This is a genomic window from Novosphingobium sp. B1 (genome assembly GCF_900176395.1).
GTDB lineage: Bacteria > Pseudomonadota > Alphaproteobacteria > Sphingomonadales > Sphingomonadaceae > Novosphingobium.
The window spans coordinates 285,853-311,860 of record NZ_FWXL01000006.1; the positions used below are offsets into that span (position 1 = coordinate 285,853).

27 protein-coding genes, 1 tRNA gene and 2 pseudogenes are annotated in these 26,008 nt (G+C 65.3%); 11 read left to right on the forward strand and 19 right to left on the reverse strand.

What is annotated here, in order from left to right:
- Positions 1-39: 39 nt before the first annotated feature.
- From B9A23_RS13095 to B9A23_RS13125, 7 genes are read right to left on the reverse strand one after another with little or no spacing between them, the layout of a single operon-like run.
- Positions 40-1,014: an RDD family protein gene (locus B9A23_RS13095; protein ID WP_084279494.1), complete on the reverse strand. Its 975-nt coding sequence runs from the start codon at positions 1,012-1,014 to the stop codon at positions 40-42.
- A complete protein-coding gene (locus tag B9A23_RS13100) occupies positions 1,014-2,093 on the reverse strand; it encodes a stage II sporulation protein M (RefSeq protein WP_084279495.1) in 1,080 nt (359 codons plus the stop codon). Before B9A23_RS13100 ends, B9A23_RS13095 begins: the two co-directional genes overlap by 1 nt.
- On the reverse strand, positions 2,090-3,373 hold the full coding sequence (locus B9A23_RS13105; RefSeq protein ID WP_084279585.1) for a DUF58 domain-containing protein: 1,284 nt from the start codon (positions 3,371-3,373) through the stop codon (positions 2,090-2,092). The genes B9A23_RS13100 and B9A23_RS13105 overlap by 4 nt, the downstream gene beginning before the upstream one ends.
- Before the next feature lie 41 nt (positions 3,374-3,414).
- Positions 3,415-4,371, reverse strand: coding sequence for an AAA family ATPase (locus B9A23_RS13110; RefSeq protein ID WP_084279586.1), 957 nt, complete (start codon positions 4,369-4,371; stop codon positions 3,415-3,417).
- 17 nt (positions 4,372-4,388) lie between these two features.
- A complete protein-coding gene (locus B9A23_RS13115) occupies positions 4,389-5,675 on the reverse strand; it encodes a hypothetical protein (RefSeq protein WP_084279496.1) in 1,287 nt (428 codons plus the stop codon).
- Positions 5,672-6,334 carry a DUF4129 domain-containing protein gene (locus B9A23_RS13120; protein WP_254895103.1) on the reverse strand — a complete coding sequence of 221 codons (663 nt, stop codon included), beginning with the start codon at positions 6,332-6,334 and terminating at the stop codon, positions 5,672-5,674. Before B9A23_RS13120 ends, B9A23_RS13115 begins: the two co-directional genes overlap by 4 nt.
- 42 nt (positions 6,335-6,376) lie before the next feature.
- Positions 6,377-7,270 (reverse strand): prephenate dehydratase, encoded by an 894-nt coding sequence (locus B9A23_RS13125; protein ID WP_084279497.1) that lies wholly within the window; start codon positions 7,268-7,270, stop codon positions 6,377-6,379.
- A 157-nt stretch (positions 7,271-7,427) separates the two neighbouring features.
- On the opposite strand from B9A23_RS13125, the pseudogene B9A23_RS23305 reads away from it, so the two are divergent.
- The 3 genes and pseudogenes from B9A23_RS23305 to B9A23_RS13135 all read left to right on the forward strand — a co-directional run.
- Positions 7,428-7,991: pseudogene (locus B9A23_RS23305) on the forward strand (cytochrome c family protein); the annotation flags it as partial.
- A 45-nt stretch (positions 7,992-8,036) separates the two neighbouring features.
- Positions 8,037-8,327 (forward strand): annotated as a pseudogene (locus B9A23_RS23310) (cytochrome c family protein); the annotation flags it as partial.
- 120 nt (positions 8,328-8,447) lie between these two features.
- Complete coding sequence (locus tag B9A23_RS13135) at positions 8,448-8,807, forward strand: hypothetical protein (protein WP_139797454.1); 360 nt, start codon at positions 8,448-8,450, stop codon at positions 8,805-8,807.
- 3 nt (positions 8,808-8,810) lie between these two features.
- Here B9A23_RS13135 and B9A23_RS13140 read toward each other — a convergent pair whose 3' ends face one another.
- The 3 genes from B9A23_RS13140 to B9A23_RS13150 all read right to left on the reverse strand — a co-directional run bounded on the left by B9A23_RS13140 (position 8,811) and on the right by B9A23_RS13150 (position 11,332).
- Positions 8,811-9,251, reverse strand: a complete 441-nt coding sequence (locus B9A23_RS13140; protein ID WP_084279499.1) for a surface-adhesin E family protein — start codon at positions 9,249-9,251, stop codon at positions 8,811-8,813.
- A gap of 99 nt (positions 9,252-9,350) precedes the next feature.
- Entirely contained in the window at positions 9,351-10,040 is a 690-nt protein-coding gene (locus tag B9A23_RS13145; protein ID WP_084279500.1) for an RlmE family RNA methyltransferase, read from the reverse strand.
- Positions 10,037-11,332 (reverse strand): Ppx/GppA phosphatase family protein, encoded by a 1,296-nt coding sequence (locus tag B9A23_RS13150; RefSeq protein ID WP_084279501.1) that lies wholly within the window; start codon positions 11,330-11,332, stop codon positions 10,037-10,039. The genes B9A23_RS13145 and B9A23_RS13150 overlap by 4 nt, the downstream gene beginning before the upstream one ends.
- A gap of 158 nt (positions 11,333-11,490) precedes the next feature.
- On the opposite strand from B9A23_RS13150, the gene B9A23_RS13155 reads away from it, so the two are divergent.
- Positions 11,491-11,564, forward strand: a tRNA-Gln gene (locus B9A23_RS13155).
- A 172-nt stretch (positions 11,565-11,736) separates the two neighbouring features.
- Here B9A23_RS13155 and B9A23_RS13160 read toward each other — a convergent pair.
- Positions 11,737-11,949, reverse strand: a complete 213-nt coding sequence (locus B9A23_RS13160) for a hypothetical protein (protein ID WP_084279502.1) — start codon at positions 11,947-11,949, stop codon at positions 11,737-11,739.
- A 93-nt stretch (positions 11,950-12,042) separates the two neighbouring features.
- Positions 12,043-12,450 (reverse strand): winged helix DNA-binding protein, encoded by a 408-nt coding sequence (locus tag B9A23_RS13165; RefSeq protein WP_084279503.1) that lies wholly within the window; start codon positions 12,448-12,450, stop codon positions 12,043-12,045.
- A gap of 465 nt (positions 12,451-12,915) precedes the next feature.
- Between B9A23_RS13165 and B9A23_RS13170 the strand changes: the two genes are divergently transcribed.
- From B9A23_RS13170 to B9A23_RS13180, 3 genes are read left to right on the forward strand one after another with little or no spacing between them, the layout of a single operon-like run.
- The gene (locus B9A23_RS13170) at positions 12,916-13,602 is read left to right on the forward strand and encodes a response regulator transcription factor (protein WP_084279504.1); all 687 of its coding nucleotides are present in this window, start codon (positions 12,916-12,918) and stop codon (positions 13,600-13,602) included.
- Positions 13,599-14,942: a FecR family protein gene (locus B9A23_RS13175; protein WP_084279505.1), complete on the forward strand. Its 1,344-nt coding sequence runs from the start codon at positions 13,599-13,601 to the stop codon at positions 14,940-14,942. Before B9A23_RS13170 ends, B9A23_RS13175 begins: the two co-directional genes overlap by 4 nt.
- Before the next feature lie 2 nt (positions 14,943-14,944).
- The gene (locus B9A23_RS13180; RefSeq protein WP_084279506.1) at positions 14,945-17,137 is read left to right on the forward strand and encodes a CHASE2 domain-containing protein; all 2,193 of its coding nucleotides are present in this window, start codon (positions 14,945-14,947) and stop codon (positions 17,135-17,137) included.
- A gap of 6 nt (positions 17,138-17,143) precedes the next feature.
- Here the strand turns inward: B9A23_RS13180 and B9A23_RS13185 are convergent, their stop codons facing one another.
- On the reverse strand, positions 17,144-17,659 hold the full coding sequence (locus tag B9A23_RS13185) for a hypothetical protein (protein WP_139797455.1): 516 nt from the start codon (positions 17,657-17,659) through the stop codon (positions 17,144-17,146).
- Positions 17,660-17,822: 163 nt separating this feature from the next.
- Here B9A23_RS13185 and B9A23_RS13190 point away from each other — a divergent pair, with 163 nt between their 5' ends.
- Together B9A23_RS13190 and B9A23_RS13195 are read left to right on the forward strand one after the other, a co-directional pair.
- Complete coding sequence (locus B9A23_RS13190) at positions 17,823-18,701, forward strand: LOG family protein (RefSeq protein ID WP_084279589.1); 879 nt, start codon at positions 17,823-17,825, stop codon at positions 18,699-18,701.
- 4 nt (positions 18,702-18,705) lie between these two features.
- Positions 18,706-19,221, forward strand: a complete 516-nt coding sequence (locus B9A23_RS13195; RefSeq protein WP_084279508.1) for a GNAT family N-acetyltransferase — start codon at positions 18,706-18,708, stop codon at positions 19,219-19,221.
- On the opposite strand, the gene thiD is transcribed toward B9A23_RS13195, so the two are convergent.
- The 3 genes from thiD to glmM are packed head-to-tail and all read right to left on the reverse strand — an operon-like array spanning position 19,206 to position 21,510.
- Positions 19,206-19,952: a bifunctional hydroxymethylpyrimidine kinase/phosphomethylpyrimidine kinase gene (thiD, locus tag B9A23_RS13200; protein WP_084279509.1), complete on the reverse strand. Its 747-nt coding sequence runs from the start codon at positions 19,950-19,952 to the stop codon at positions 19,206-19,208. The genes B9A23_RS13195 and thiD overlap by 16 nt on opposite strands.
- Complete coding sequence (locus B9A23_RS13205) at positions 19,949-20,173, reverse strand: DUF1272 domain-containing protein (RefSeq protein WP_084279510.1); 225 nt, start codon at positions 20,171-20,173, stop codon at positions 19,949-19,951. The genes thiD and B9A23_RS13205 overlap by 4 nt, the downstream gene beginning before the upstream one ends.
- On the reverse strand, positions 20,173-21,510 hold the full coding sequence (glmM, locus tag B9A23_RS13210; RefSeq protein WP_084279511.1) for a phosphoglucosamine mutase: 1,338 nt from the start codon (positions 21,508-21,510) through the stop codon (positions 20,173-20,175). The genes B9A23_RS13205 and glmM overlap by 1 nt, the downstream gene beginning before the upstream one ends.
- 86 nt (positions 21,511-21,596) lie before the next feature.
- Between glmM and B9A23_RS13215 the strand changes: the two genes are divergently transcribed.
- The gene (locus B9A23_RS13215; RefSeq protein ID WP_084279512.1) at positions 21,597-22,883 is read left to right on the forward strand and encodes a dicarboxylate/amino acid:cation symporter; all 1,287 of its coding nucleotides are present in this window, start codon (positions 21,597-21,599) and stop codon (positions 22,881-22,883) included.
- 127 nt (positions 22,884-23,010) lie between these two features.
- Complete coding sequence (locus tag B9A23_RS13220; RefSeq protein WP_084279513.1) at positions 23,011-23,625, forward strand: superoxide dismutase; 615 nt, start codon at positions 23,011-23,013, stop codon at positions 23,623-23,625.
- Here B9A23_RS13220 and B9A23_RS13225 read toward each other — a convergent pair.
- The 3 genes from B9A23_RS13225 to B9A23_RS13235 all read right to left on the reverse strand — a co-directional run bounded on the left by B9A23_RS13225 (position 23,613) and on the right by B9A23_RS13235 (position 25,814).
- Positions 23,613-24,794 (reverse strand): AI-2E family transporter, encoded by a 1,182-nt coding sequence (locus B9A23_RS13225; protein ID WP_254895104.1) that lies wholly within the window; start codon positions 24,792-24,794, stop codon positions 23,613-23,615. The genes B9A23_RS13220 and B9A23_RS13225 overlap by 13 nt on opposite strands.
- A gap of 152 nt (positions 24,795-24,946) precedes the next feature.
- The gene (locus B9A23_RS13230) at positions 24,947-25,576 is read right to left on the reverse strand and encodes a sigma-70 family RNA polymerase sigma factor (RefSeq protein ID WP_084279514.1); all 630 of its coding nucleotides are present in this window, start codon (positions 25,574-25,576) and stop codon (positions 24,947-24,949) included.
- Positions 25,569-25,814 (reverse strand): NepR family anti-sigma factor, encoded by a 246-nt coding sequence (locus B9A23_RS13235; RefSeq protein ID WP_084279515.1) that lies wholly within the window; start codon positions 25,812-25,814, stop codon positions 25,569-25,571. Before B9A23_RS13235 ends, B9A23_RS13230 begins: the two co-directional genes overlap by 8 nt.
- Positions 25,815-26,008 lie beyond the last annotated feature (194 nt).

Sequence of the window (26,008 nt, forward strand, 5' to 3'; positions counted from 1 at the left end):
TCGAGCCAGTCGCCGAGGTTGCGGCGGGGGGTGGCTATATCATCCCCCGCTGTGCTTGTCGGCCTTGCGCCTTCCGAAGCGCATGCCTGTTTCCAGCCGCGCACGAAGCTGGGCGTAATATGCTTCGAGGAAGGCGAGCTCATCGCCCGCGCCCGCGCTCCAGCCGATCTTGCCGCAGATCGTCTGCGCCACATCGCGCAGCGCGTCGGCCCGGCCTTCGCGGAGTACGCGTTCCAGCACCTGCAGTTCGTATTCCCCGTAGACGGCAAGATCGGCATCGCTGAAGCGGTAATTCGCCCCGGTTTCGGCCGACCGGCCACGCGCGCCATCGCTGACGGAAAGTGCCTGTTCAAGCTTGCGCCTGGGCGCTTCGACCACCCAGGTGCCGGCGATGAGATCGCCGCAGCGCAGGCGATCGCGGTTGAAGAAGGGGAACAGCGCAAAGATCAGGAACCAGACAAGACCCGCCCAGCTCGCCATGGCCACATCGCCGCCCTCGACGCTGGCGACGAGAATGAACAGCAGCGGCAGGAACAGTTCGACATCGCGCACGAGGTTGCGCGCGATCACCGCCTCGGTCGTCAGCCGTCCGCCTTCGGTCCCGCGCGCCCGCGCGGCGACGCGGATGCCGGTGATGCGCTTGCCCGGAGTTGCCCCGCGCGGTCCCAGTTCGAAGAACAGGAACCAGGCGTTGCGGAACAGGAACAGCACGATGATCCAAAGCACCGACAGTGCCTGCACCGCGTGTCCGGCAGGCGAGGCGCTGCTTTCCAGATTGATGCCGACGATTCCGGCCAGCTTGACGAGAATCACCGTGGCGCCGACGATTGCGCCAATAATCATCACCAGATCCAGAAACAGGGCGGCGGCACGTGAACCACGCGAAGCCAGCGTAAACGGCAGCGGGACACCTTCGGGCGTGATGACGATGCGGCGGCTGCGCTCGTCTGGCAGGCCACGCGGCGCGGGCTGTGCCTGCACCTTGCGACGGAAAGGGTTGCGCCAGCGAGCCATCAGCGCCCGGCCATCCGGCCATCGCGCCGGAACGCGAAGAAATAGGCGCACCACAGCACCAGCATCGAGCCGCCCACGGCCAGGCGCGAGGGCGTTGAATCGACAAGCTGGCGGCCGAACCCTTCAAGCAGCGCCGCGACTACCAGCATCAGCACCACCCCAGTCATGACCTGTGCCGCGCGGCGACCGGCAGCCGATGCCGCTTCGAGGATTGGCATGTTGCCGGGAAAGGCCATCGACCGGCCGACATGGATGCCCGCCGCGCCTGCGAGCAGAATGGCGAACAGTTCGGTCGTTCCGTGGATGGAAAGCCAGCCGATGAAGTCAACCAGCAGGCCCTGCCCGTGATAGAGCCAGAGCATCGCGCCCAGCAACGCGGTGTTGTGCACCAGCAGCAGCATTGTCGGCAGGCCGAAGGCAAAGCCCAGCGCGAAGCACATGATCGAGACTTGCGCGTTGTTGCTGAACAACTGCGCGGCAAAGACGCTCATGCCGTTCTGGTCCTGATTGCCGAACAGGGTGCCACGGAGCACCTCGCGGCTCGCGCCAGGCGCGCGCACATCGGCGAAACCGCCGGGCACGAGGGCGTGATACCATTCAGGATCATGGGCAACGAGCAGCCAGCCCACCGCAGTGCCTGCGATCATCAGGGCAAGGGCCAGCAGCAGGTCCATGCCAAGCGCCCGCACGCTGGCACTCCACCCGCCGCCGAGGAAGCCGCGGAGCCACGACCACAGCGAGGCGCGCGGGCCGTAGACCTGAAACCAGGCGCGCTGCGTCAAAGTCTCAAGGTAGCCGACCAGCGCGGCATCGAGCGAGGTCTCGCGAGCGATCGCAAGGCTTGATGCGGCGGTGCGATAGAGCACCGGCAGGGCCAGCAGGTCGTCATCGGAGAGACGGCGCAGGCGACCGGATTCGATCCGGCGCAGAATACTCTCCAGTCGTTTCCAGTCGCCCTCGCGTTCAAGCCGGAAGCGGTCCGAGCGCAGCGCGGCTTCCTCGGCGGCGATGGCCTTTTCGGAAGGCTTGTCGAACCAGCCAGCGATGCGGCCGGCGATGGAAGAGCTGGCCGCGTTCATCCGATCCGCCCTTCACGCTTGATCGCAAGATAGGAATCGAGCAGCCGCGTGCCGATCTGGTCATGCGGTGCTTCCAGCACGCGCACACCCATGTGGCGCAGCCGCTGCAGCACCAGCGCGCGCTGGCGGGCGAGGCCCGTGGCGGTGACGGCCGCAGCGACCGACTGCATGTCGGTGACAGGCGCCGTGGCGATGCCGGCGAGTTCGGCGTCGGCCATCACGACGAACAGCACGAGGTGCTTGTCCACCAGCCGCCCGACGCTCTCGACCATGAGCTGGGCGCTGGTGGGATCGGTGAAATCGGAAAACAGCACGATCAGCGAACGGCGCTGCAGGCGGGCGGCCAGCGTTGACAGGGCGAGCGTGAAGTTGGGTTCGCCGGGGTGATAATCGAGCCCCGCCGCTGCGCGTTGCAGCCGGGCAAATTCGCGCGCATCGGTCACGAAGGGTGTGGCCACTTCGGGACGGGCGGCAAAGCCGAACAGGGCGACCCGGTCCTGCGCCTTGAGAGCAACGTAGGCGGTGGTCAGCGCGGCGGTAACGGCGCGGTCAATGCGGGGAAGCCCCTCGATCGGCTCGCACATTGCCTGCCCGCAGTCGAAGGCGAAGACGATCTGGTTGTTGCGCTCGACTTCATATTCCTTGGCAAAGAGGCGGGCATGACGGGCCGAACTTTTCCAGTCGATGCGACGGCGGTCCATGCCGGGTTCGTAATCGGCGAGCGCTTCGAATTCGGCGCCTTCGCCGCGGATGCGCCGGGCGATCAGGCCAAACTGGGCATCGCGCAGGAAGATCTGCAATGCCGGGCTGCGCACCGGGGCGATGTTGGGCCAGACGCGTACGTCAATCTCCAGCGTGTGGCGTGCCTGCCGGTGGGCGAGGCCGAGCGGGCCATTCCAGCGAAGCCAGGCCATGCCGATTCGCCCGGTCCCGCGCCGGGTCGGAAAGAGCGGCGCGGTGCCGCTCCATGCGCCATCGTTCGGCATGAGGGGCAGGGTGATGCGCCCCCCTTCCGCCAGACGCGGATCGCACTCCAGCGCGGCTTGCGGCCGGGCAGAGGCGGCTGGTCGGGCAATGTCGGCAAGGACCGTCAGTGTTGCGGTCTCGCCCACTTTGGCATCGCCGGGGGCGAGTACGCGCAAGTCCTCGAGCCTGCCTGCGAACAGCCCGTCGAGCGCGATGAGGAGAAGCAGTGCCGCACCCAGCGCCGGGGCGACGATCCACGCCGCAGGCACGGCAGCGGCCAGCAGCAGCGCCAGCGGCGCAAGCGCTGCCAGCATGATCACGGCTCGCGCCGTAGGGTAGAGGGCGGCCGTTCGGATCAACGCGGCGCTTCCGTGCCCTCGACCATGGCAGCAACGATCGCCTCGACCTGCTTGCCTTCAATCTCGGCTACAGGGCTGAGCATCAGGCGATGACGCAGGACCGAGGTGGCAAGCGCCTTCACGTCATCGGGGATCACGTATTCACGGCCATCGAGCGCCGCGCGGGCGCGGGCGGCACCGGCCAGCAGCACGGCGGCGCGGGGGCTGGCGCCGACAACCAGATCGCCGCTCTCGCGCGTGGCCCGCACCAGCCGCACGATATAGTCAACGATCGTATCGGCCAGCGTGACCTGAGCCAGCGAGGCTTGCGCGGCGGCAAGCTGTGCGGGGTGGGTCACGGCTCTCACGCCAAGGTCAGCCGGCTTGGGCGCGCCGCGTCCTTCGCCATAGCGAGCCACGATCCTCGCTTCTTCCTCGGCCGAGGGGTAGGCGACGAGCAGTTTGAACAGGAAGCGGTCAAGCTGGGCTTCAGGCAGGGGATAGACGCCCTGGCTCTCGATCGGGTTCTGCGTGGCAACGACCATGAAGCGGTCGGACAGCGCGTGGACCTCGCCGTCGAGCGTGACGCGGCGCTCCTGCATGGCTTCGAGCAGCGCGGCCTGCGTCTTGGGCGGAGTGCGGTTGATCTCGTCGGCCAGCAGCAGTTCGTGGAAGATCGGCCCGCGGGTAAGCGTGAAGGCGCTGGTCTGGAAGTTGAACAGGTTCGAGCCGAGGATGTCGCCCGGCATCAGGTCCGGCGTGAACTGGATGCGTCCGAAATCGAGGCCGAGCGTGGTCGCGAACGTCTGCGCAAGGAAAGTCTTGGCGGTGCCCGGAGGGCCTTCAAGCAGGACATGTCCGCCTGCGAACAGCGCAACCAGCAGGTGATCGAGAATCTCGTCCTGCCCGACCACGGCCTTGGCCACTTCGGCGCGGATCGCGGCGGCGAGCGTGCCAACATCTGCCAGGGACATTTCGGGTTGGGTATCGGTCACGTCAGTTGCCTTTCGATCGCCTGCAGGGCCTGTGCCCGGCGGGTGAGGTCATGGGGTTTGCGGCTCGCGCGCAAGCTCCGCGCGGCTTCGGAAAAACGGGGGCCGGCCAGGCCACGGCGCTCCTGCGCGGCATCGATCAGCTGTTCGACGCGGCCGGGGTCGAGCCCCTTGGGCAGGCCCAGTGCCAGCGCGATGCGTTCGCGCGAGGCGTCGGCATAGGGCGCAGCGGCAAGGTGCACGCGGCCGGCGCGGCGGATAAGCCCGGCGGCATTGGCCACCAGCGCGGTCTTGCCGCGGGCGTATTCCGGCATATGTGCGATGGCCGGGCCGAAGCGGTTGAAGGCTCGCCAGGCAAGCGCGATCGCGGCAAGGAACAGGGCCACTGTCGCTGCAAGGAACGGTGGTTCGAAGGCCAGCGTCAACAGGTTTCGCTGCGCACCAAAGCCGTTGAAGGTCATGTCGAACGTGATCGGTTGCGCCCTGTCGTCTGCCGTGGCCAGCACAATGTTGCGAGCAAGCAGCGCGGTGGCCCTGTCGGCAAGGCCCCAGTTGTCGAGCAGGTCCGGTTCGAAGACGAGAACTACCGGGTAGATATCCGCGTTGTCGCCGCCGTGACCCGGATCGATCCCGGCCAGGCGGTTGAGTTCCGGATAGTAGCCATCATCGTCCATCCACGCTGCAAGAATGCGACCGTCACCGCTCCGTACCAGCGGCATCAGGCCCTTGCCAGAGCCGCTTTCGACCTGCCGGTCATCGGGCAGCTTGCCGCTGCCGCTGCCGCTGGCTGTGCGCCAGCCCTGCGCGGGCGCGCTGTCCTTCCCGCCGATCGCGACGGAAACGTTGTCGGCAAAGCCCGGCCAGTTCGGCGCACTGGTGGCGAAGACCTGCACCCATCCGCGCTTGGCCTTCTGCGAATTGAGGCCCACCGCCATCCATTTGGGCGCAACCACCAGCGTCGGTCCGATCAGGCGGCGGGCGTCGACCAGCTTGGCGATCGCCTTGCCATCGGCCTCGGCCGGCGGGGTCAGCACCAGCAGTCCGGGGACGGATTCGAGCTGCAACCGGTTGCGCTGGCGCTGCACGTCAAACCCTTCGGCTTCGAGCATCTGCGCAAGGCCCGCGTAACCGGTCAGCCCCTTGCCGCCGACGTGGGCACCGCCGTCGTTGCCGCTACCGCCGGTATCGTGGCCAAGGAACCACAGCAAGGCGACGAAGGCGAGCAAGCCGACCAGCAGCATGCCGATCACGGTGCTGCGCGGAAAGGGAGAGGGCTGGGCGCTCAAGCCTGCGCCCCAAGGGGCTCGATCGCGAAGCTGGCATAGGCGTCGCGTGCCTTTTGCCAGTCTTCGCCGCCCAGTGGGCGCAGGGCGTAGCGAGCGCGTTCGACCAGCCCGGCAATCGTGGCAAAGGCAGAGCGCGCCGCTTCGGGCAGGTCGCGCAAGGCGCCGATCTCGCGCGCGGTGCTGGAAGGGGTGAGCCAGTCGGGCCGCGCCTGCGCGATCTGGCCAACGCTGCGTCGAAGCAGCAGGTGCACGGCATCGGCAAAGAGGCCCTGTGCGGCAAGACGATCAGCGTCCTCGAGAAGCGCAAGTGCCGGCTCGCGTTCGGGCACCCAGCCTTCAGCCGCAGCCGCGGCACTCGCCTTGCGCGCCTGCCACAGCGGCCAGAGCAAGGTCCAGGCCAGCCAGGCCCCGGCAAGGCCAGCACCGATCAGCAGGACGATCTCGATGGTCGACCAGCTCGATCCCAGCAGGCGGGCGAGCGGCGACAGCAGCCATTCGAGAAACCGGCCCAGAGCCTTGAGCCATTCGGGGGAAACCGCAGGCGGATCTGGAGGCACGGGTGCGAACTGTATGTCGGCCGATGCGCGCATGGAACGCCATGCCGCCTCTGCCGCTGCGGGATCGCCTTGTACTGGAGTTGCCGCCGCAGGTGCCGTCACGCCAGCCAAGGTTGCACGCGACACTGCTGCGGGCAAGGGGCCTTATTGCCCGCGAATCCGTTCCATCGGGTAAGTGCCCAGCATGCGCAGGTCCTTGGCGAAGAAGCCAAGTTCCTCGAACGCGAGGTCCACCGCGCGGTCGCCGGGCTTGCCCACGATGTCGGCGAAGAATTCGGTCGCTGCGAAACTTGCGCCACGCTGGTAGCTTTCCAGCTTGGTCATGTTGACGCCGTTCGTGGCAAAGCCGCCCAAAGCCTTGTAGAGCGCGGCGGGGATGTTTCGCACCTCGAACACGAAGGTCGTGATCGCCGGTCCTGCGATGGTCGATGCGTCGCGCGCGGTCTTTGACAGGATGACGAATCGGGTGGTGTTGTCGTGCGCGTCCTCGACATTGTCCTCGATGACCTTGAGGCCATAGAGTTCGGCGGCAATGCGCGGGGCCAGCGCGGCGACGGCGGGATCGCCAAGCTCGGCGACGAAGGCGGCAGCGCCGGCGGTGTCGGCATAGCTCATCGGCACGATGCCACGATCACGCAGGTAGAAGCGCGATTGGCCAAGCGCCTGCGGATGGCTGTAGGCGGCGGTGAAGGGGCCATCGCCCAGCGCCATCAGGCTCGCGTGAATCTCGAGGAAATGCTCCCCGACAATCGAAAGCCCGCTTTCTGGCAACAGGAAGTGAATGTCGGCAACGCGGCCGTGCTGCGAATTCTCGATCGGAATGATGGCGCAAGCGGCGCGTCCATCCTTCACGGCATCGAGCGCATCTTCGAACGAGAAGCAGGGCAGGGGCAGGCAATCGGGCATGGCCTCCAGCGCGGCGCGATGCGAGTTTGCACCGGGGGCGCCCTGGAACGAAACCGCGCGCGCGGGGTCTGCAGCGGCGGCGGCGGTCATCTGCTCGACGAGGACGAGGGCGGGCGCGGGATAGCTCTGCATGATGCCTCGCGCGTTAGGCTGCTGGAACCCTGCGGGCAAGTGACATCGAATTTAGGACCTCAAACCATCTTGCGCTGCGCCATGCCGCTGACTAGAGGGACCCCGAACTCGCGCGGGTGTCGGCAAGGTGCTGACGTTGCGCCAATGGGGCTCGTAAATGGACGATCGTTTCAATACCATCGCCGGATGGACCTTGTTCGGGGGCATCGTGGCTCTGGGCCTTTCCAGCCTGTCGGCGCACTACTTCATGGCCGACAAGGAACATCGCCCGGAAAAGATGGGCTATGCGATCGAAGGCGTGGTCGAAGAAGGCGCCGGTGGCGCTGCCGCTGAACTGCCGCTGGCCAATCTTCTTGCTGCTGGCGATGTCGCCAAGGGCGAAGCGGTCTTCGCCAAGTGCAAGGCCTGCCATAACGCCGATCAGGGCGGTGCCAACGGTATCGGCCCGAACCTCTACGGCATCGTCGGCAAGCCGGTTGGCAAGCACGCGGCTGGCTTTGCCTATTCCGCCGATCTTGCCGGTCACGGCGGCACTTGGGATTTCGCCACGCTTGATCAGTGGCTGAAGAACCCGAAGGCGTTCGCTGCGGGCACCAAGATGTCGTTCGCCGGCCTGCCCAAGGGCGAAGACCGCGCCAACGTCATTCTCTATCTCAACTCGCTCGGCTCGAACCTGCCGTTGCCCGCACCTGAAGCCGTCCCGGCTGCCGGTGCCGCGCCTGCAGCCGGTGCTGCGGTGGCGCTGGTCGGCGATGCCGCCAAGGGCGAGGCTGTCTTCGCCAAGTGCAAGGCTTGCCACACCATCGATCAGGGCGGCGCCAACGGAATCGGCCCGAACCTTTACGGCGTACATGGCGAAGCTGTTGCCGGTGACCGTGGCGGTTATGCCTTCTCCGACGCGCTCAAGGCGCACGGCGGCAACTGGGACGACGCGACGCTCGATTCGTGGCTGACCAGCCCTGCCAAGTTCGCCCAGGGCACCAAGATGACCTTCGCCGGCATCTCGGACCCGCAGCAGCGCGCCGACGTCATCGCCTACCTGAAGTCGAAGAAGTAAGCTTCGCTTTCAGCGCAATTCGAAAGGGCGTCCGGAGCGATCCGGGCGCCTTTTTCGTGTCTTTGGTGCCGGTTGCCGATTGCGGCCCGGAAGTGCACCTTCGTGCTTTGGGAGACGCCGATGCGCCTGATCGCTGCCCTGCCGCTCGTTCTGTTGATGACCCCAGCGCACGCGGCGGAACCTCCGGCTGCGATCCAGGGCAACTGGACCGTCGATCTTTCGGCCAAGCCGGACGAACCTTACGTGAAGCCCATGGTCCTGCAGTTGCAGGCCAATGGCACGGTAAAAGGCAGCTTCTACGAGAGCGAGATTCTGGCCGGACGCTGGAAGACCGATCGTGGGCGCACTTGCGTCAGCTTCCGCACCACCGATGGCGCCGGACCCTATCACACAGCCGCGTGTCTTGTGGACGACCACATCGAAGGCCAGACCTGGGCCGAACGCCGCAATTTCCTGTTCAACTGGAACGCCGTGCGTTGAGCCTCAGAGGCTGCAGGCCTCGGCCATGATAGCTGCGTTGAGAGTGTCGGACTCGACCGGCGCATACTGTTCACCCGTGTCCGTCTCGACCGCGTTGCGCGATACGATCTGCCCTGACGTGGCGTAATCGGTGGCGGCAGCGATCAGCACGCGACGGCCTGCGCAGTCGTAGCGGAACAGGATGACCTTGCGCCCGGTGGCAAGGCCGGCGGCAGGGGCAAAATCGAAGCCTGCCCAGACCTGGCGTACAGTGAAATTGCGATACGCGCTTGGCGGCAACTCCCGCACCGATTCGGGGCGTACCAGCACCTCGGTGCGATCCTCGGCCACACCGATGACCTTCCAGTCTGCAGACCATCCTCTTGCCGCGATTTCCTCGGCCATGGCTCCGCCGGAGAAGCAGAGGATGGCAAAGGGAAGCAGCAGGTTGCGGGCGGGGGTCATCGGGTGGCTTTCGAAAAGCGGCTGTTAACGTCCTGATAACCAGACTGGGGCGGCGCGCCAGCTAGGTGTTTGTCCTTAGTCCCGCAATGCGACAGCCCATCAGTCGTCAGTTAATGCGGGCGCCTCGGCTCGGCCCTTGAACCCTTGCGCAATCACGTACCACTCCGAAGAGTCCTTGCGGCTCGATGGCGGCTTGGCGTGCTTCACAGTCGTGAAGTTCTTCTTGAGGATCGTCAGCAGTTCACCATCGGTGCCGCCGGCAAAGACCTTGGCAACGAACGCACCGCCTGGTGCCAGCGTCTGGATGGCAAAATCGACGGCGGTTTCGACAAGACCCATCGTGCGCAAGTGATCGGTCTGCTTGTGGCCCACGGTGTTGGCGGCCATGTCGGAAATGACCAGATCGGGCGGACCGTCGAGCGCTTCGGTCAGCGCCTGCGGTGCAGCGTCGTCCATGAAGTCCATCTCGAAGATGGTCACGCCCTCGATCGGATCGGTCGGCAGCAGATCGATGCCTACGATGGCTGCCGCCGGCGATTTCTTGCGCACGACCTGGCTCCAGCCACCGGGCGCTATGCCGAGGTCGACCACGCGCTTCGAGCCCTTGAGCAGGCCGAACTTCTCGTCGAGGTCGATCAGCTTGAACGCGGCGCGGCTGCGCCAGCCTTCGGCCTTGGCCTGCTTCACATAAGGGTCGTTCAGCTGGCGCGAGAGCCAGCGGACCGAGGAGGCCGAGCGGCCCTTGGCGCTTTTGAGGCGTTCGTTGGGATTCTTGCCAGAGCGGCTCATTGTGCTTGTGTCCTGCCGGAATTGCGAGAAACCGCCCCGGTTGCCATCAGGCTGCGCAGGATGCCTTCGCGGATGCCGCGATCGGCAATGCCCAGCCGGTCGGCCGGCCAGATGTCGAGAATCGATTCGAGAATGGCGCACCCCGCCACGACGAGGTCGGAGCGTTCGCGTCCGATGCAAGGCAGGGCAATGCGCTCTGCCGGGGTCATGGTCGACAGGCGGCGCGAGATATCGCGCATCGATTCGGCCGGCACGACCAGCCCGTCCACCGCGCGGCGATCGTACTGTGGCAACTCGAGGTGTAGCGATGCGAGCGTGGTGACCGTGCCGCTCGTACCAAGCAGCCGGATCGCACGTTCCTTCTGCGCGACGCGGCGGATGGGGGAGACCCGCGCCGTGAAGTCGGCAAAACCCTCGTCCACGCGGCGACGCATCTCGGCATAGGCCGTGGCGCGGGCTTCCGGGTGATCGGCGATCGCGCCGATGCTCTCGGTCAGCGATACCACGCCCCACGGCACCGATTGCCAATCGAGGATGCGCGGCACTGTCTCGCCGGTCTCGACCAGCACCATCTCGGTCGATCCGCCGCCGATGTCGAAGATCATCGCCGGGCCGTTGCCCTGTTCAAGAAGGATATGGCAGCCCAGCACGGCGAGCCGCGCTTCTTCCTGCGCCGTGATGATGTTGAGATGAATTCCCGTTTCGTCGCGCACGCGATCGATGAAGGCCTGGCCGTTGCTGGCACGGCGGCAGGCTTCGGTCGCAACCGAGCGGGCGAGGTGGACGTTGCGCTTGCGCAGCTTGTCGGCGCAGACGTGCAGAGCCGCCAGCGCGCGGTCCATGGCCTCGTCGGACAGCCGTCCGCTTTGCGCCAGCCCTTCGCCCAGGCGGACGACGCGGCTGAAGGCATCGATCACGACGAAATGCTCGCCCGAGGGGCGCGCGATCAGGAGACGGCAGTTGTTGGTGCCCAGATCGATCGCGGCATAGGCCTGGCGATGATGGGGCAGCGGCTTTTGCCATCCACCGGCGCGTTCCGCGATCGGTGTTGCAGCAGTGGGCACGGACGCATCCGATGCCGACGAAGCGATGGCCTCGTGGTTGCCGCTGCCGCGCATTGCGGGCGGACTAATATTGCCGGCAGATGTGGGCGGGACACCGCTCCCCGCTTTGCCGCGTGGCCGGCGGGGCTTTTTTCTTTGCCCCTTCTTGCCGCCGACCGTCTTTCCGTTGGCCACTCTGGCTTCGGGATGCGCGCCTTGCCCATTTGCCGGCGGAATGGAACCCGCCATGACTCGTATTCGCTTATGTTTTCCCGCGCCACCTGATGCAGCCGGGTACTTGAGGGCAATGCTAGCGGTCAGATGCCCTGTCTGCAAGGCTGGCCCCAAAAATGCCCCAAGACGCCCTTGACTTGGTCGCCAGTGCCCCCTAGTTGCGCGCCTCACGCTGCCCCGTCGTCTAATGGTAAGACTACGGATTCTGATTCCGTCTATCGAGGTTCGAATCCTCGCGGGGCATCCATCTCCTTCCACCAAAGCAACGGCGCGCGCGGCGTCGAGCAAGAGCCGGGGCCCCATTGGTTCCGAAGAGATGGCATGCGCGTTGACCGCCCGCACACAGGCTCGCGTTCCGCTTTACGACAAGGCTTGCTTTCAGGGGGCGCCACAGAGGGCTGTTGCGCGTTTTCTTGCGCTCAGGCGTCGGCGAGAACGATCACCGGTGCCTCGGCTGCTGCGCGCAGGGCTTCCTGCAATTCGCTCCGCAGCTTGTCAGCACCGTTGTCGGCGTCGAAAGCAAAGTCGATCGGTTTGCTCGAACAGTGTACCACCTTGCCGGAGCCATCGAGTTCGACGGCGTGAAGGGCCACATAGTGCCCGTGATCGACGATGCGGTAGGTCGTATCCATGGAATGCTCCGAAAGGCTTTTCGCCCCTAGAGAGCAACTACGTCCGAGACGTGGTCCGGTTCCCCCGCGATTGCTTGGGCATGGCTTGCGTGATCAGTGCTTGCGCAGGCCGAGAGCGTTGGCAAGCCCATCGATAACGCGTTCAACCGCGAGCACGCCCTTGTCGGTGAGCATTATCCAGGTCCGGCGCTTGTCATCCCAGTCCGCGCTTCGCCGCACCAGGCCGGTCTGCGTCAGCATCTCGACATGGCGCAGGCCGGTCGTCGAGGGCAGGCCTGCGGCGCTGCTTACGCCCGAGACAGAAAGCCGGCGGCCCTCGTGCAGCGCTATGTAGATTTCGAGGAGCATCAGCCAGTCGCTGCCCAGCACGCGCACGTCGGGCAGGATGGCGGCGCTGCGGTGCGCATGGCGCTGCAAGGCGCGGGCGAAGTCGATCAGGCCGGTGCCGTCATCATGCATCGCATGCGACGAGGCGGTGGAAAGTTGAACGACGACGGACATGGCAACAGGCTCCTCGAAGGTTCGAGCAAATCGATCGGTCAGGCCTGATGCACCGGCGCGTGATGCCGATGGTGGCCGGACCACCTACTGGAGGAGCAGGCGGCCCGGCTGCCTTGCGACCCGATAGCTCGGGCTTGTATGCGGCCCGCGGGCAGACCGGGAGGTCAGCCGGCGAGGATGACGAGAGCGGCAATGAGCGCCCAGAGCAGAACACTGATAGCCGGTGCTGCCACAAGTCTGACAAGGCCAGGTCTTCGGCCCGCCGCAGCGGCCAGCACTTGATGCGGTATGGCCACGGTCCCCACTCCAGCGCCCGATTGCACTCCCGTTCCTGTCGTTAGCGCAAATCACGGGCGGTCGTTGTAAACAGATGTAAACTCGCCGACTTTGCTGTCACTTCTGCAGAAGCTCGCGTATGAGGACGCAGGGATTTACTTGCAGGGCGCGGGGCCCGACCGGGGCGGCATGAAGATCGGCATCGTTGACGATGACGACACGATGATCGAATTCGTGTCGCGACTGTTTGAATCTGAAGGTTTTCGCTGCGCCTCCTTTCGGCGCGGGCGTGATCTCGTCAGTGCGCTCGCCCGGGAAACTTTCGATCTGCTCATACTCGACTGGAACATGCCCGACATGAGCGGCATGGAAATCCTGCAATGGGTGCAAGCTCGCCTGCAGCCCTGTCCCCAGGTGATCATGCTGACCAGCCGTTCGGACAAGGACGATGTCGCCGCCGCTCTTCATGCGGGCGCTGATGACTACATCGTCAAACCCGAATCGGCGATCGTGATCGCGGCACGGGTGCGTGCGGTCATGCGCCGCACTGCGCCGCGCACCAGCCCCGACCGCTACGAACGCTTCGGCACCTACGTCTTCGATCGCAGCGAGGAGGCGGTAACGCTCGATGGGGTGCCGATCACGTTGACCAGCAAGGAATTCGCGCTGGCCTACCTGTTCTTCAGCAACCAGCACAAGCCGCTCTCGCGCGGGTATCTGATGGAAGCGGTGTGGAAATCGCTGGCTGACCTGACCACGCGGACGCTCGACATGCACGTGTCGAGGATCAGGACCAAGCTGCGCCTGCGGTCGGAAAACGGCTTCAGGCTGCAAACCGTGTTCAACTATGGTTACCGTCTGGAGGACTGCCGATGAAAGCTGCGGCAATGCTGGGCGCCTTGTCGTTCGTGCTGATGGTTGCGCCCGCGCCTGCGGCTCTGGCTGCAGGAGGCCGCATACCCGTCCCGGCTGAAGCCTCGGGCGAGGGCGTGATCGAATACCGGATGCCCAAGGGCGAAAACCTGTTCAGCCTCGCCCGCAAGGCGCTCGCGCGGCAGGATGACTATCGCCGTGTGCAGCGGCTCAATCGGATCGCGGATCCCCATCGCATCCCGGTGGGGACCGTGATCCGCATCCCTGTGCCTCTCCTGCGCAGCGAACCGCTTGCCGCGCGCATCGTCGCTCTTCGCGGCAAGGTGGTGCTGAGCCAGGGGGATCGCCCGGTCGAGGCAAGAACAGGGATCGACCTTGCGCCCGGTGCAACGCTTGCAACCGGCCCCGACGGCTTCGTGACGCTGCAATTGCCCAATGGCTCCCGCACGTCGATGCCCACGCAGACCCGCATGCGCATCGTGCGCCTGCATCGCATCATTCTTACCGGCAGCATGGATTACGATCTCGCCGTGGACAGGGGCAAGGTCGAGACCCTGGCAAGCCCGCTCGGCGATGATCGCAACAACCGCTTTCGCATTCGCACCCCCCGCGCCATCGCGGCAGTGCGCGGCACACGCTTCCGGGTGGGATTCGATGAGACCACATCTCTTGCCGAAGTGATCGAGGGCAAGGTCGCGGCCAGTTCGCAGGCCTCGGGGCAGGCGGCAAGCCTCACGCCCGGTCTTGGCGCAGTCATCGCAGCAAGCGGCGCACTGGAGACAGAAGCGCTTCTGCCTGAACCCGATCTCGCCAATCCAGGCCGCTTGCAGACCGATCCCGAAGTGCGTCTCGTATTGAGGCCGCTGCCCGGTGCCGGCGGATACCATGTGCAGATTGCCGAAGATGCGGGCTTTGCCAAGATCATCGCCGAACAGCAGCACCCCGGCGAAGCCTTTGCCTTTGCCGGCATTCCCAATGGCAGGCTGTTTGTCCGGGTCAGCGCGGTTGCGGCATCGGGTCTCGAAGGCCTGCCCAGCACGTATGCGATGCGCCGTATCCTGGCAGGGGTGAATGCATCGGCGCAGGTCGATGGCGATACCATGCGGTTCGACTGGGGCGGCGAGGGCGCAGGGCCGCGCAGCTACAGCTTCCAGTTGGGTGAAGCCAGGGGCGACGCGCCGCTGCTCGTGAACGAGGCCGGCCTTGGCGGACAAGGCATCCGCATCGGCGCGCTGGGCCCGGGGGTCTATCGCTGGCGCGTGGGCGTGCGGCAGGAAACCGATGGCGAGGTGGTCGAGAACTGGCTTCCATTCGAGAAGCTCACTGTAGCAGCGCCTGACTGACGATGTTGCGTCGCCGCCTTTATGGCGAATGGATCGTGGTCATGCTGATTGCGGCAGCCGTCGCCTGGTTCGGCACTGGCAACGATCGCATAGCCCAATTCGATGACCGCCTGTTCGACCTTGCCTCGCAACTGGTCGCCCCGCCGGTCGATGAGCGCATCCTGATCGTCGAGATCGACGAGGCGAGTCTCGAGGCGCTCGGGCGCTGGCCGTGGCCGCGCGACGATCATGCCCGGCTGCTCGATGTCCTGGCACGCAACCGTCCCCTGGCGGTGGGCTATAGCGTGCTGTTCCTGGACCCGTCGCCGCAGGACGAGGCCTTGGCGCGAAGTCTGCATCGGGCAGGCAATGTCTATCTGGCGGCCATAAACGGCCATTCCGAGAGTGCAGGTGGCGCGATGCAACTGCCGACGCCACAGCTTTCTTCTGCCGCAGCAGGGCTGGGTTCGGTCGATCTGGCGGCAGATGAAGACGGGGTCGTACGCCGGATCCCGCCAACAACGGACGCGCCGGGCGCGCTGGTGCCGCTGTACCGGCAGCTTGCGCGAGCAGGCGGCTTGCGGGACGCGCAGCAATCGGGCCAGTTGATCGCCTACGCCCAGCCCGGCCGCTTCCGCCGCATTTCCTTTGCAGCATTGGCATCGGGAGAAGTGCCGGCCGCATCGGTGCGCCGCAAGCTTCTGCTGGTCGGTGCAACCGCCGCCGGGCTTGCCAGCCAGCAGCCGGTGCCGTCCCATGCCGGCGGGCTGCTTTCGGGTGTCGAGGTTGAAGCCAACATGCTCAACACCCTGCTCTCGCAGGCCGGTGTCCGCGCGTTGCCCTCGCCTGTCATGGCGTGGCTGGCGATGCTTCCGGCGCTGCTGCTGATGGGCGGGTTCCTGCGTCTGTCGCCATCGGCAAGCTCATGGCTGGCGGCTGGCTTGGCGCTTGCCCTGGTGGCTGCATGTCTTGTCCTGCTCGCTGGTTTCCAGTTGTGGTTCGCGCCTTCCGGAGCATTGCTGGGCCTTGCGGCGGCCTATGTGCTGTGGGGATGGCGCCGGCTCACTATCATCGGGCGTTTCGTCGTGGCGCGGGTGCGCTCGCTCGAGGACGAGCCGGGGCTCATGCTGGGCACAAGCCCGGCACACGGTGGCGACCTCGTCGGGCGCGATGCCAGCCGCCTCGAAGACCTGATCGAGCAACTGCTCACGCTGCGCCGCTTTGTCAGCGAGGCGATCGACCACCTTCCGGCGGCAATCTGCGTGATCGACGGCGAAAGGCGCATCGTGCTGGCCAATCGCGCCGCGATCGGGCTGTTCGGGCCGGGTATCGTGGGCCAGCCCGCAGCGCTGCTTGCCGAGAGCCTGTCCGCTGTTCCCGATGCCGAGCACGGGCTGCTTCGCGATGGGGCGGGAAACTTCCATCTTGCCGCCGAAGCCGAACTGCCCGGCCGGTTGCGCATCCTGTCCTATGCCGACGTTACCGAACTGCAGCGCATCGCCGAGGAACGCGACGATATCCTGCAGTTCCTGTCGCACGATATACGCTCGCCCAACGCTGCCATCGTGACCCTGCTGGAGACCGAGAACCTGGCCGGGCGCAGCGGCACCGCGCCTCCTGCAGCGATGCTCGAGGCAATCCATCTCCACGCCCGCCATGCGCTGAAGCTGGCCGACGATTTCGTGCAACTGGCCCGCGCGCGGCGGCGAGTGATGGAGCCCGAGGCACTGGACCTGTGCGACGTGGCGCGCGAGGCTGCGGACATGGTCTGGCCCCGCGCCCACGCCAAGGGTCTCAAGGTGACCGACCGTTGCGAGGACGGCGAGATCTGGGTGATGGGTGACCGCAGCATGATCCTGCGCGCCGCGATCAACCTGCTGGAGAACGCGGTGAAATTCGCCCCGCAGGATAGCAGCGGCGTGACCTTCGGGGTTTCACAGCAACACGATTGTGCGGTGCTGTCGGTCAGCGGGACCGGGCCGGCGATGCCGCCGGGCCGGGCTGCAGCACCGTTTGCGCTCTATGCGCAAGGACGTGACGCCGACGGTACTGCCAGTCTCGGTCTCGGTCTTGCTTTCGTGCAGACGGTGGCCGCGCGTCACGGCGGCCGGACAGGCTACGAGTATCTCGGCAGCGGGCGGGACGATGAAGACGGCATCGCCCTGTTCAGCCTGGCCTTGCCGCTGGCCCAGACCGAGGAGGAAGCGGCGCGCTGACCGCGCTCAGTCGCGGCCGCTGCGCACGTGGACGGGCAAGGCCTTGCCCGCGAGCGCGGCAACGGCCTGCGTGGCGAGCGGGGCAACGCTCTGCGCAAGCGTGCCGTGACAATGCGCCTCTTCCGCCCAGGCGCGCACTGGCGCTGCACCCGGCATTTCCAGCACCAGCAGCAGGCGCTGCGTGCGGTCCGCGCAGTCCTGCAACAGGCGCTGCCGCTTTGCCGGGGAGATATCGCGGCCATCGGCAGCGATCACGGCCATCGCGGCTGGCCGCTCGGCCAAGGCGACGGTAAGCCGGGCCGCGCCCTCTGGCGCAGGCGTGAAACCATGGTCGGCAAGCGCTGCACCGATTGCGGCGCGGGTGGCAGAGGATAGCGCGTCGGGCACACCTGCCAGCACCACTTCGACCGGCATCTTGGGTGGGAGAGACGCTGCATCGGCACCGGTGCGGGTTTCGACCAGGCCAGCGCATGCTGCCAGTGCCAAAGCTGCCAAAACCATCATGCCACTGCGCGCCAACATGGCCGATCCCCCCTCTGACCTATGCCCGACCTATGGCTCACCTACCCCCTGCCTTGTGCCGGTGCAAACCCCTTGGCGAAAGGATTGGTTTGGCCCTGGCATTCCTGCCGGTCGGCCACAAGCACCCTTGCGCTTTTCGTTGGTTGGCCCGACCTATGGCGGCATGACTGAAGAAGAAAAGCAGCACGAGCTGACCAAGCGCAAGTTCTACAAGGCCGAGCAGGAAGCGGGCTTTGTCGAGAACCATCCCAAGACCACCGCCCAGCAGCAGGACCCGGCCTATCGGCTGGCATTCCGCGATACGGACTTCCTCCTGCGCGAGGAACTGCGTCCGGTGCGCTTCCAGCTGGAACTGCTCAAGCCCGACATGCTGCTCGACGAAGCAGGCATCGGATCGACGCTGGTGGTCTATGGATCGGCGCGCATCCCGTCGCCCGACATGGCCGAAGCGGCGCTCGCCACGGCGACCACGCCGGAACGCAAGGCCGTGATCGAAAGCCTCGTCGCCAAGGCGAAATATTACGAAGAGGCACGCAAGCTTGCCTATGTCGCCAGCAAGTGCGGACTTGTCGAAGACGGCAAGCGCCAGTTCGTGATCTGTTCGGGCGGCGGGCCGTCGATCATGGAAGCGGCCAATCGCGGAGCGGAAGATGCAGGCGCGGAATCGATCGGCCTCAACATCGTGCTGCCCCACGAACAGGCGCCCAATGGCTATGTCACGCCGCACCTGTCGTTCCAGTTCCACTACTTCGCGCTGAGGAAGATGCACTTCCTGCTGCGCGCGCGTGCGGTGGCGGTGTTCCCCGGCGGGTTTGGCACGTTCGATGAATTCTTCGAACTGCTCACGCTGATCCAGACCGGCAAGATGAAGCCGATCCCGATCCTGCTGTTCGGCGGCGATTACTGGAACCGCGTGATCAACTTCCGCGCACTGGCCGAGGAAGGCGTGATCAACTTCGAGGATCTTGACCTGTTCACGCCGGTGGAGACCGCCGAGGAAGCGTGGGAGCATATCGTCAAGTTCTACGACCTCGACTGCTGAAGCCATGATCCAGACCGCGCGGCTGGTATTGCGTCCCGTGCGCCCAGGGCAAGACCTTGCGGCAATGCACGCGATCATGCGCCAGCCGCGCGCGATGGCCTACTGGTCAACGCCGCCACACGACAGCGAGGACGTGACGGCCGAATGGCTCGCCAACATGGCGGCGATCCCTGCGCTGGAGGGCGAGGATTTCATCGTCGAGTACGGCGGAAGGGTAATCGGGAAGGCCGGCTTCTATCGCTTTCCCGACCTCGGTTACATGTTCGATCCCGCGGTGTGGGGGCAGGGCTTTGCCCGCGAAGCCGTCGGCGCGGTGATCGATCGCGGCTTTGCCATTCATAACCTGCCGCGCATCCAGGCTGACGTCGATCCGCGCAACAAGGCTTCGATCAACCTGCTCCAGCGGCTGGGCCTTTTCGAAACGCATCGCGCGGCGCGGACCTGGCTGGTTGGCGATGAATGGTGCGACAGCGTCTATTTTGCGCTGACCCGCGAGGACTGGGATCAGCGCACCGCCTGATGGCCGAGCGGGCCGTGGCCCTTGCCGAAGCCGGGGGCATCGAGCAGGGCGGCACGGACGAATTCGCGCGCGTGTTGCACCGCGTCTTCCAGCGAAGCACCTTTGGCAAGAAGCGTCGCGATGGCGCTCGACATTGTGCAGCCGGTGCCATGGGTATGGCGCGTGAAAATGCGGGGTGCCGTCCACACCCGCTCCGCCTTTCCGGGCACGACCAGCCGGTCGATCACGTCCGGCCCATCCGCATCGCCGCCCTTGGCGATATAGGCAATGCCGCGTTCCCGCATCGCTTCGTCGCCACCGAGCGCTGCGAGTTCGGGGACGTTGGGCGTCGTCAGCGTGGCGAGGGCCATGAGGCGTTCGAAGGCGGCAATCGTTGCGGCATCGGCAAGGGCTGCACCGCTCGTGGCGATCATCACCGGATCGAAGACAATCGGTACTTCGAGCCTTTCCAGCCGGCCTGCGACCACTGCTGCGATTTCGGGAGAGCCGAGCATGCCGATCTTCACCGCATCGACGCCAAGGTCGTTCACGCAGGCATCGATCTGCGCCGCAACCATCGCAGGATCGACCGGAAGCACACTGTGCACGCCAGTCGTATCCTGCGCGGTCAGGGCGCAGATGGCGGTCATGGCATAGCCGCCAAGCATGGTTATGGTCTTGATGTCAGCCTGAATCCCGGCACCGCCGCCGGAATCCGAGCCTGCAATCGACAGAACGCGGGGAGGGCTCATCCCTTGAACTTGCGCTCCGTCGAGGGCGGGTGCTTCGCCTGAAGCGCCTTCGAACGCGTCGGACGGTCCATCAGTTCGCCGCCGCAATTGGGGCAGCGATCATCCAGCTCCTCGGCGCATTCCGCACACCAGGTACATTCGAACGAGCAGATGAATGCGCCGGGCGCCTCGGCCGGAAGGTCCGTGCCGCAGCGTTCGCAATCGGGCCGCATTTCCAGCATCAGGCGGCCTTCCTGACGGCGTTGCAGATCTGGTCGACCACGGCTTCGACTTCGCCAGCATCGTCGCCTTCGGCCATGACGCGGATCACTGGTTCGGTGCCCGAGGGCCGGATGACGAGACGACCCTTGCCCGAAAGCCGGGCTTCGGCATCGGCAATCGCCTCCTTCACGGTCTTGTCGTCCAGAGGCTTGCCGCCGGCGAAGCGCACGTTCTTGAGCAGTTGCGGCACGGGATCGAACTGGTGGAGCAGTTCGCTGGCGGGCTTGCCCCCCGCAACCATCGCCGCCAGCACCTGGAGCGCGGCTACGGTGCCATCGCCGGTGGTGGCATGATCGGTAAGGATCATGTGGCCGGACTGTTCGCCACCCACATTGAAGCCGCCACTGCGCATCCGTTCGAGCACGTAGCGGTCCCCCACTGTGGTGCGTTCGAGGGTGAGGCCCTGTCCGTTGAGGCAGCGTTCAAGCCCGAGGTTCGACATGACCGTGGCAACGACGCCGCCGCCGCGCAATTCGCCCCGCGCGGCAAGCTGGCTGCCGATCAGGGCCATGATCTGATCACCGTCGACGGTCTGGCTCTTTTCATCGACCACGATCAGGCGATCGGCATCTCCATCAAGGGCAATGCCGATATCGGCGCGCACTTCGCGCACCTTCGCCTTGATCGCATCGAGATGGGTGGAGCCGACCCCGGCATTGATGTTCTTGCCATTGGGTTCGACGCCCATGGCAATCACCTCGGCGCCGAGTTCCCACAGCGCCGATGGGGTGACATGATAGGCCGCGCCATTGGCACAATCGAGCACGATGCGCAGGCCATCGAGGCGGACGTTATCGGGCAGGCTGGCCTTCACCGCATGGATATAGCGGCCACGGGCATCCTCGATCCGGCGGGCGCGACCCACTTCGGTAGCGTCGGCAAGGGAAAGATCCTGTTCCAGCATCGCCTCGATCGCCAGTTCGGCATCATCGGAAAGCTTGAAGCCATCGGGGCCGAACAGCTTGATGCCGTTGTCCTCGAACGGATTGTGGCTGGCCGAGATCATTACGCCAAGATCCGCGCGCATCGAGCGGGTGAGCATGGCGACGGCTGGCGTGGGCATGGGACCAAGCAGCACCACGTCCATGCCGACCGACGTGAACCCCGCTACCATCGCGCTTTCCATCATGTAGCCCGACAGGCGGGTGTCCTTGCCGATCACGACCCGATGTCGATGATCTCCGCGCTGGAAATATGTGCCGGCAGCCTGGCCCACCTTCATTGCGGTGGCGGCGGTCATCACTCCGGCGTTGGTCCGGCCCCGGATACCGTCGGTGCCGAAGAACTTGCGTGCCATGAAACGGCGTGTCCTTTTGTTGTCCGCACCCTTTTCCGGGCGCCCTGCGTTGCCTTGCCGTGCAACCTAGCTAATGTTGTCTCAAGATGACCTTACCGCCTTCTGAAAATTCGTCCATCTCGCAGCCACCCATTCCCACGATCCGGGCCGGCTGGATTTTTGCCGCGCTGGTCGGGGGCCTTGGCCTCGGGCTGGCGCTTGCCTTCATCGATCCCGCAATGCTCGACCCGGTACTGGTCGTGGCGCAGCCGATCGGCACGCTGTGGCTCAATGCCTTGCGTGCGACGATCGTGCCGCTGGTGGTCTCCCTGCTGTTCACGGGCATTGCGCAGACAGTGGCGGCAGCGCGTGCAGGAGCGCTGGCGCGCAGGGCGCTGCTGCTGTTCTTCGCGATCCTGGCCGGCGGCAGCGCCATGGCCGCGTTGCTGGTTCCGGCAATCCTTTCGGTCTTCCCGATGCCGACGGCGGCCGCCGAGGCGTTGCGCGCCAGCGTGGCGCAGATTCACGACAAGGCTACGGTTCCGGGTTTTGGTGCCTTCCTGCAATCACTGGTTCCGACCAATGTCCTGCAATCGGCTGCGGCAGACCAGATCCTGCCGGTAATCCTGTTCACCGCCGTATTCGCGCTGGCAGCGACGCGCCTTGCCGACGGACAGCGCCGCTCGCTCACCACCTTCTTCGAAGCGATTTCCAACGCGATGCTGGTGGTGATCGGCTGGGTCCTGCTGGCAGCGCCCATCGGGGTGTTCTGCCTGAGCCTGGCGGTGGCGGCACAGAGCGGCACCTCGGCAATCGGCGCGCTGGCGCATTACGTCGTGGTGGTGACCTCGGCCGGGACGGTGATCTTCCTTGCCGCCTATGCCGTGGCGGTGTTCGGCGCGCGGCGCGGGTTGGGCGAGTTCGCCCGCGCGGTCCTGCCCGCACAGGCACTGGCATTGTCAACGCAATCTTCGCTGGCGACCTTGCCGGCGATGCTGACGGTGTGCCGCAAGCTGGGCGTTAGGGACCAGACGTCGGACCTCGTCATGCCGCTCGCGGTGGCCTTGTTCCGCGCAACCGGGCCGGCGATGAACCTTGCGGTGGCGATCTATGTCGCCCACTGGTTCGGCATCGCGTTGACCCCGTCGATGCTGTTTGCGGGCTTCGTGGTGGCGACGCTTACAACCCTGGGTGCGGTCAGCCTGCCCGGTGCGATCAGCTTCGTGACCTCGATCGGGCCGATCTCGATTGCGATGGGTCTGCCGGTCGAGCCGCTGGCCTTACTGGTGGCCGTGGAAGTGTTGCCTGATCTGATGCGAACGCTCGGCAACGTGACGATGGACGTGGCAGTAACCGCCACGGTTGATCGTGCACACGGAGACCATGCGCGTTAAGTGCAATTGCCGTTTCGATAAATTCAACCGCAACCGCTGACGTCCTGACGCAACCAATGCCTACCTTGTGCGTTGGTCTGCGACGCAAAGTTGCGCGCAGCCCGCAAAGCAAGGACGCAAGAACACCATGGCAATTACTCTTCCCCCGCTTCCCTATGCCGATACCGCTCTGGAGCCGGCAATTTCGGCCACCACGCTGCAGACGCACCATGGCAAGCATCACAAGGCCTATGTCGACAAGACCAATGCGGCGATCGAGGGCGGTGATCTGGCCGATGCGAGCCTTGAGGACATCATCGCCGCGGCCGAGAGCAAGGGCGACAAGGGCCTGTTCAACAATTCTGCGCAGAGCTGGAACCACGCGTTCTACTGGAACAGCCTGACGCCCGCCACCAGCGAGCCGACCGGCGACCTGGCCGCTGCCATCGAGGGCAGCTTCGGTTCCATCGACCGTCTGCGCGAGGAACTCAGCGCACAGGGCGCCGCGCACTTCGCTTCGGGTTGGGTCTGGCTGGTCGCGCGCGGGGACAAGCTGGCGGTCGAGCAGACGCACGATGCCGCGACTTTCGCCACCGGCGATGCCAAGCCGTTGCTGGTGATCGACCTGTGGGAGCACGCCTACTATCTCGACCACAAGAACCTGCGCCCCGAGTATCTCAAGGCGGTGATCGAGAAGCACCTGAACTGGGAATTTGCGGCCGAGAATTTCGGTCGTGACGGTACCTGGACCTATCCGGGCTGATTTGCCGCTTCGTCCTGCCCGTCTTCCGTGCCGAGTTCATCGAGGCCGGCAAGACGGGCCGGTTCGAACAGGGGTTCTCCGAAGAGAAAACCCACAAGGTTGGGGCGGCCGATATGGTCGAGCAGGGCGGCGATCGTCAGCAGGATCGGCACTGACAGCAGGGCGCCCAGAACACCCCATATCCACGAAAAATAGCTGATCGCGAGCAGGATCGCGACTGGGTTCACAGTGAACCTTGCACCGAGGATCGACGGCGTGACGACGTTCGATTCCACTGCATGAAGCGCGAGATAGGCAAGGACCGGCAGAAGGCCGATGGCCACCGTCGAAGCGGTGCCGAGGCCGACCAGGGCAAGCAGGCCCATCATCATGAGCGGGCCGAGATAGGGCAGGAAGTTGAGCACGAAGGCAAGGCCGCCCCACATTACCGGTGCGGTCAGGCCGAAGCTCCATGCGCCAAGTGCCACGATCACGCCGACGCCGAAGTTCACCTGAGCGACTGTGAGGATGTAGCTGGCGACCCGCTCCTGCACATCGCGCAGCACACGGGCGAGCCGCACCGAAGCTCCGAACGACTGGCGATCGAGCAGGATGCGGCGCTTCATGCGAATGCGCGATTCGATCATGAAGAAGGTCATCAGCAAGGTGAGCAGCGTTTCGAGGATGACGCTGGGCGTTGCAAAGGCGACCTGCTCGATCACCGAAGGGCTGGCGACCACGACCTCGCGCGAGGCGGAATGCCCGGTGATGCGCGCGAGCTGACGGTTGACATCGGCGATCCACGACAGGTTTCCGCGCAGTTCGGCAAAGCGAAGCGTGACGGTGCGGACGAGCGTTGGCACCTGATCGACCATCACGAACGCGGGTTGCAGGATCAGGAGCAGGGCGACCAGCACCACTGCGATCAGTGCGAGGATGGCGATGAAGGAGGCGAGCGTGTTGGGCAGACCGATGCGGGTCAGCCGATCGGCAAGCGGTGAGAGCACGATCGTGAAGATGATCGCTGTGACCGGCGGTAGAAACACCACCGAACCGATCGAGAGCACGAAAGGCAGGGCAAGAAACAGGCCCAAGCCCAGCAGCAGAACGATAGCGGACTGCAGACGCGCGCGACGGTCGACGAAACCGTCGTGCTCTGCGGGGTGAATGATCTCGGGCGTCTTCGCCATCGTGGGCTGCATGTCTGTCACGTGAAGGTCCGTCAAGCGAGGAGCCTGTTCATCCACCCGGACCTGTCACGTGGCAAGACCGCTACGAGCCTCTGACCGAAAATTTGTCCCGTGCACGCGTTGGAGTGTGCGCGGGACGAAAGATGCAACAATCAGCCGCGCGAGGTGCCTTGGACAGTGCTTTCAAGTTCGCCCATGATCGCAGCGTGCGCAACCGCGTCCTCGGTGCTGCGCCGAGGGATCTGGCCGTTCTCTATCATCTGCGAGAGGGCCGCACGAGCGCGACCGACCCGGCTCTTGATCGTGCCGACGGCACAACCGCAAATCGTTGCAGCCTCTTCGTAGCTGAAGCCGCCCGCACCCACGAGCAGAAGAGCTTCGCGGCGCTCAGGCGGAAGCGTCAGCAGTGCGCGATGCATGTCTGACAGGTGCATCGGACCTTCCTGCGCAGCCGGCGCGACGAGGATGCGCTCGGCTACGGTCTCGTCATAGTCGGCACGGAAGCGGTTCCGGCGCATATCTGTAAGATAGGCGTTGCGCAGGATCACGAAGGTCCAGGCTCGCATCGAGGTGCCGGGCTCGAACCGCTCCTGCGCAGCCCAGGCCTTCAGCAAGGTCTCCTGCACAAGGTCGTCCGCCAGATCGGGACGGCCGCACAAGCCACGCGCGAATGCGCGCAGGTGTGGGATCACACCGGTCAAATCGCGCTTGAAAGCGATTGGATCACTGGCCGGACGAGGCGATTTGTCTTCGTTCGGCGCGCCTTGCTCGGCCTCAGCCATGTGACTGGTCGTCCAGCTTGTCGAGCAACTGCGCAAAGGTGTCGGGCAGGGGCTCGTCAAGGACTGAATCATAGAGGCGCTTCAGACCGTCCGCCCATTCGGGCGGGCGCGCCTTTGCACTCTTACGCCGCTGTTGACCCGGATTCATCGGTTTTTCTTTCGACATTCGCTCTGACAACGCCTCCCCCTCCAGGGATAATCCAAAAAATACGACCGCAAGGGCGCGGCAGATGCGCATACAACAAACCAGGCGCCGTGCTCCACAGCTTTGCCAAAAAGGCTCAGCCGTCAACCTGCGCATTGGTGCTTTCGCTGTGGAACGATATGGTGGGCTGTCGGTTCCCACTTGCGGGATCGATATCGCAAACTTCGTCACAGATTGTGGCGCGGGTCCCTTTGATGCAGGGATCGCGGAAATGGGGCGTTGGCGAT

Bases quoted from the DNA above. Each gene is read 5' to 3' on its own strand.
- B9A23_RS13095 (WP_084279494.1), bottom strand. From the start codon at position 1,014: ATGGCTCGCTGGCGCAACCCTTTCCGTCGCAAGGTGCAGGCACAGCCC.
- B9A23_RS13100 (WP_084279495.1), bottom strand. From the start codon at position 2,093: ATGAACGCGGCCAGCTCTTCCATCGCCGGCCGCATCGCTGGCTGGTTC.
- B9A23_RS13105 (WP_084279585.1), bottom strand. From the start codon at position 3,373: ATGCTGGCAGCGCTTGCGCCGCTGGCGCTGCTGCTGGCCGCTGCCGTG.
- B9A23_RS13110 (WP_084279586.1), bottom strand. From the start codon at position 4,371: ATGTCCCTGGCAGATGTTGGCACGCTCGCCGCCGCGATCCGCGCCGAA.
- B9A23_RS13125 (WP_084279497.1), bottom strand. From the start codon at position 7,270: ATGCAGAGCTATCCCGCGCCCGCCCTCGTCCTCGTCGAGCAGATGACC.
- B9A23_RS13135 (WP_139797454.1), top strand. From the start codon at position 8,448: ATGCGCCTGATCGCTGCCCTGCCGCTCGTTCTGTTGATGACCCCAGCG.
- B9A23_RS13140 (WP_084279499.1), bottom strand. From the start codon at position 9,251: ATGACCCCCGCCCGCAACCTGCTGCTTCCCTTTGCCATCCTCTGCTTC.
- B9A23_RS13145 (WP_084279500.1), bottom strand. From the start codon at position 10,040: ATGAGCCGCTCTGGCAAGAATCCCAACGAACGCCTCAAAAGCGCCAAG.
- B9A23_RS13150 (WP_084279501.1), bottom strand. From the start codon at position 11,332: ATGGCGGGTTCCATTCCGCCGGCAAATGGGCAAGGCGCGCATCCCGAA.
- B9A23_RS13160 (WP_084279502.1), bottom strand. From the start codon at position 11,949: ATGGATACGACCTACCGCATCGTCGATCACGGGCACTATGTGGCCCTT.
- B9A23_RS13165 (WP_084279503.1), bottom strand. From the start codon at position 12,450: ATGTCCGTCGTCGTTCAACTTTCCACCGCCTCGTCGCATGCGATGCAT.
- B9A23_RS13170 (WP_084279504.1), top strand. From the start codon at position 12,916: ATGAAGATCGGCATCGTTGACGATGACGACACGATGATCGAATTCGTG.
- B9A23_RS13175 (WP_084279505.1), top strand. From the start codon at position 13,599: ATGAAAGCTGCGGCAATGCTGGGCGCCTTGTCGTTCGTGCTGATGGTT.
- B9A23_RS13180 (WP_084279506.1), top strand. From the start codon at position 14,945: ATGTTGCGTCGCCGCCTTTATGGCGAATGGATCGTGGTCATGCTGATT.
- B9A23_RS13185 (WP_139797455.1), bottom strand. From the start codon at position 17,659: ATGTTGGCGCGCAGTGGCATGATGGTTTTGGCAGCTTTGGCACTGGCA.
- B9A23_RS13190 (WP_084279589.1), top strand. From the start codon at position 17,823: ATGACTGAAGAAGAAAAGCAGCACGAGCTGACCAAGCGCAAGTTCTAC.
- B9A23_RS13195 (WP_084279508.1), top strand. From the start codon at position 18,706: ATGATCCAGACCGCGCGGCTGGTATTGCGTCCCGTGCGCCCAGGGCAA.
- thiD (WP_084279509.1), bottom strand. From the start codon at position 19,952: ATGAGCCCTCCCCGCGTTCTGTCGATTGCAGGCTCGGATTCCGGCGGC.
- B9A23_RS13205 (WP_084279510.1), bottom strand. From the start codon at position 20,173: ATGCTGGAAATGCGGCCCGATTGCGAACGCTGCGGCACGGACCTTCCG.
- glmM (WP_084279511.1), bottom strand. From the start codon at position 21,510: ATGGCACGCAAGTTCTTCGGCACCGACGGTATCCGGGGCCGGACCAAC.
- B9A23_RS13215 (WP_084279512.1), top strand. From the start codon at position 21,597: ATGACCTTACCGCCTTCTGAAAATTCGTCCATCTCGCAGCCACCCATT.
- B9A23_RS13220 (WP_084279513.1), top strand. From the start codon at position 23,011: ATGGCAATTACTCTTCCCCCGCTTCCCTATGCCGATACCGCTCTGGAG.
- B9A23_RS13225 (WP_254895104.1), bottom strand. From the start codon at position 24,794: ATGGCGAAGACGCCCGAGATCATTCACCCCGCAGAGCACGACGGTTTC.
- B9A23_RS13230 (WP_084279514.1), bottom strand. From the start codon at position 25,576: ATGGCTGAGGCCGAGCAAGGCGCGCCGAACGAAGACAAATCGCCTCGT.
- B9A23_RS13235 (WP_084279515.1), bottom strand. From the start codon at position 25,814: ATGCGCATCTGCCGCGCCCTTGCGGTCGTATTTTTTGGATTATCCCTG.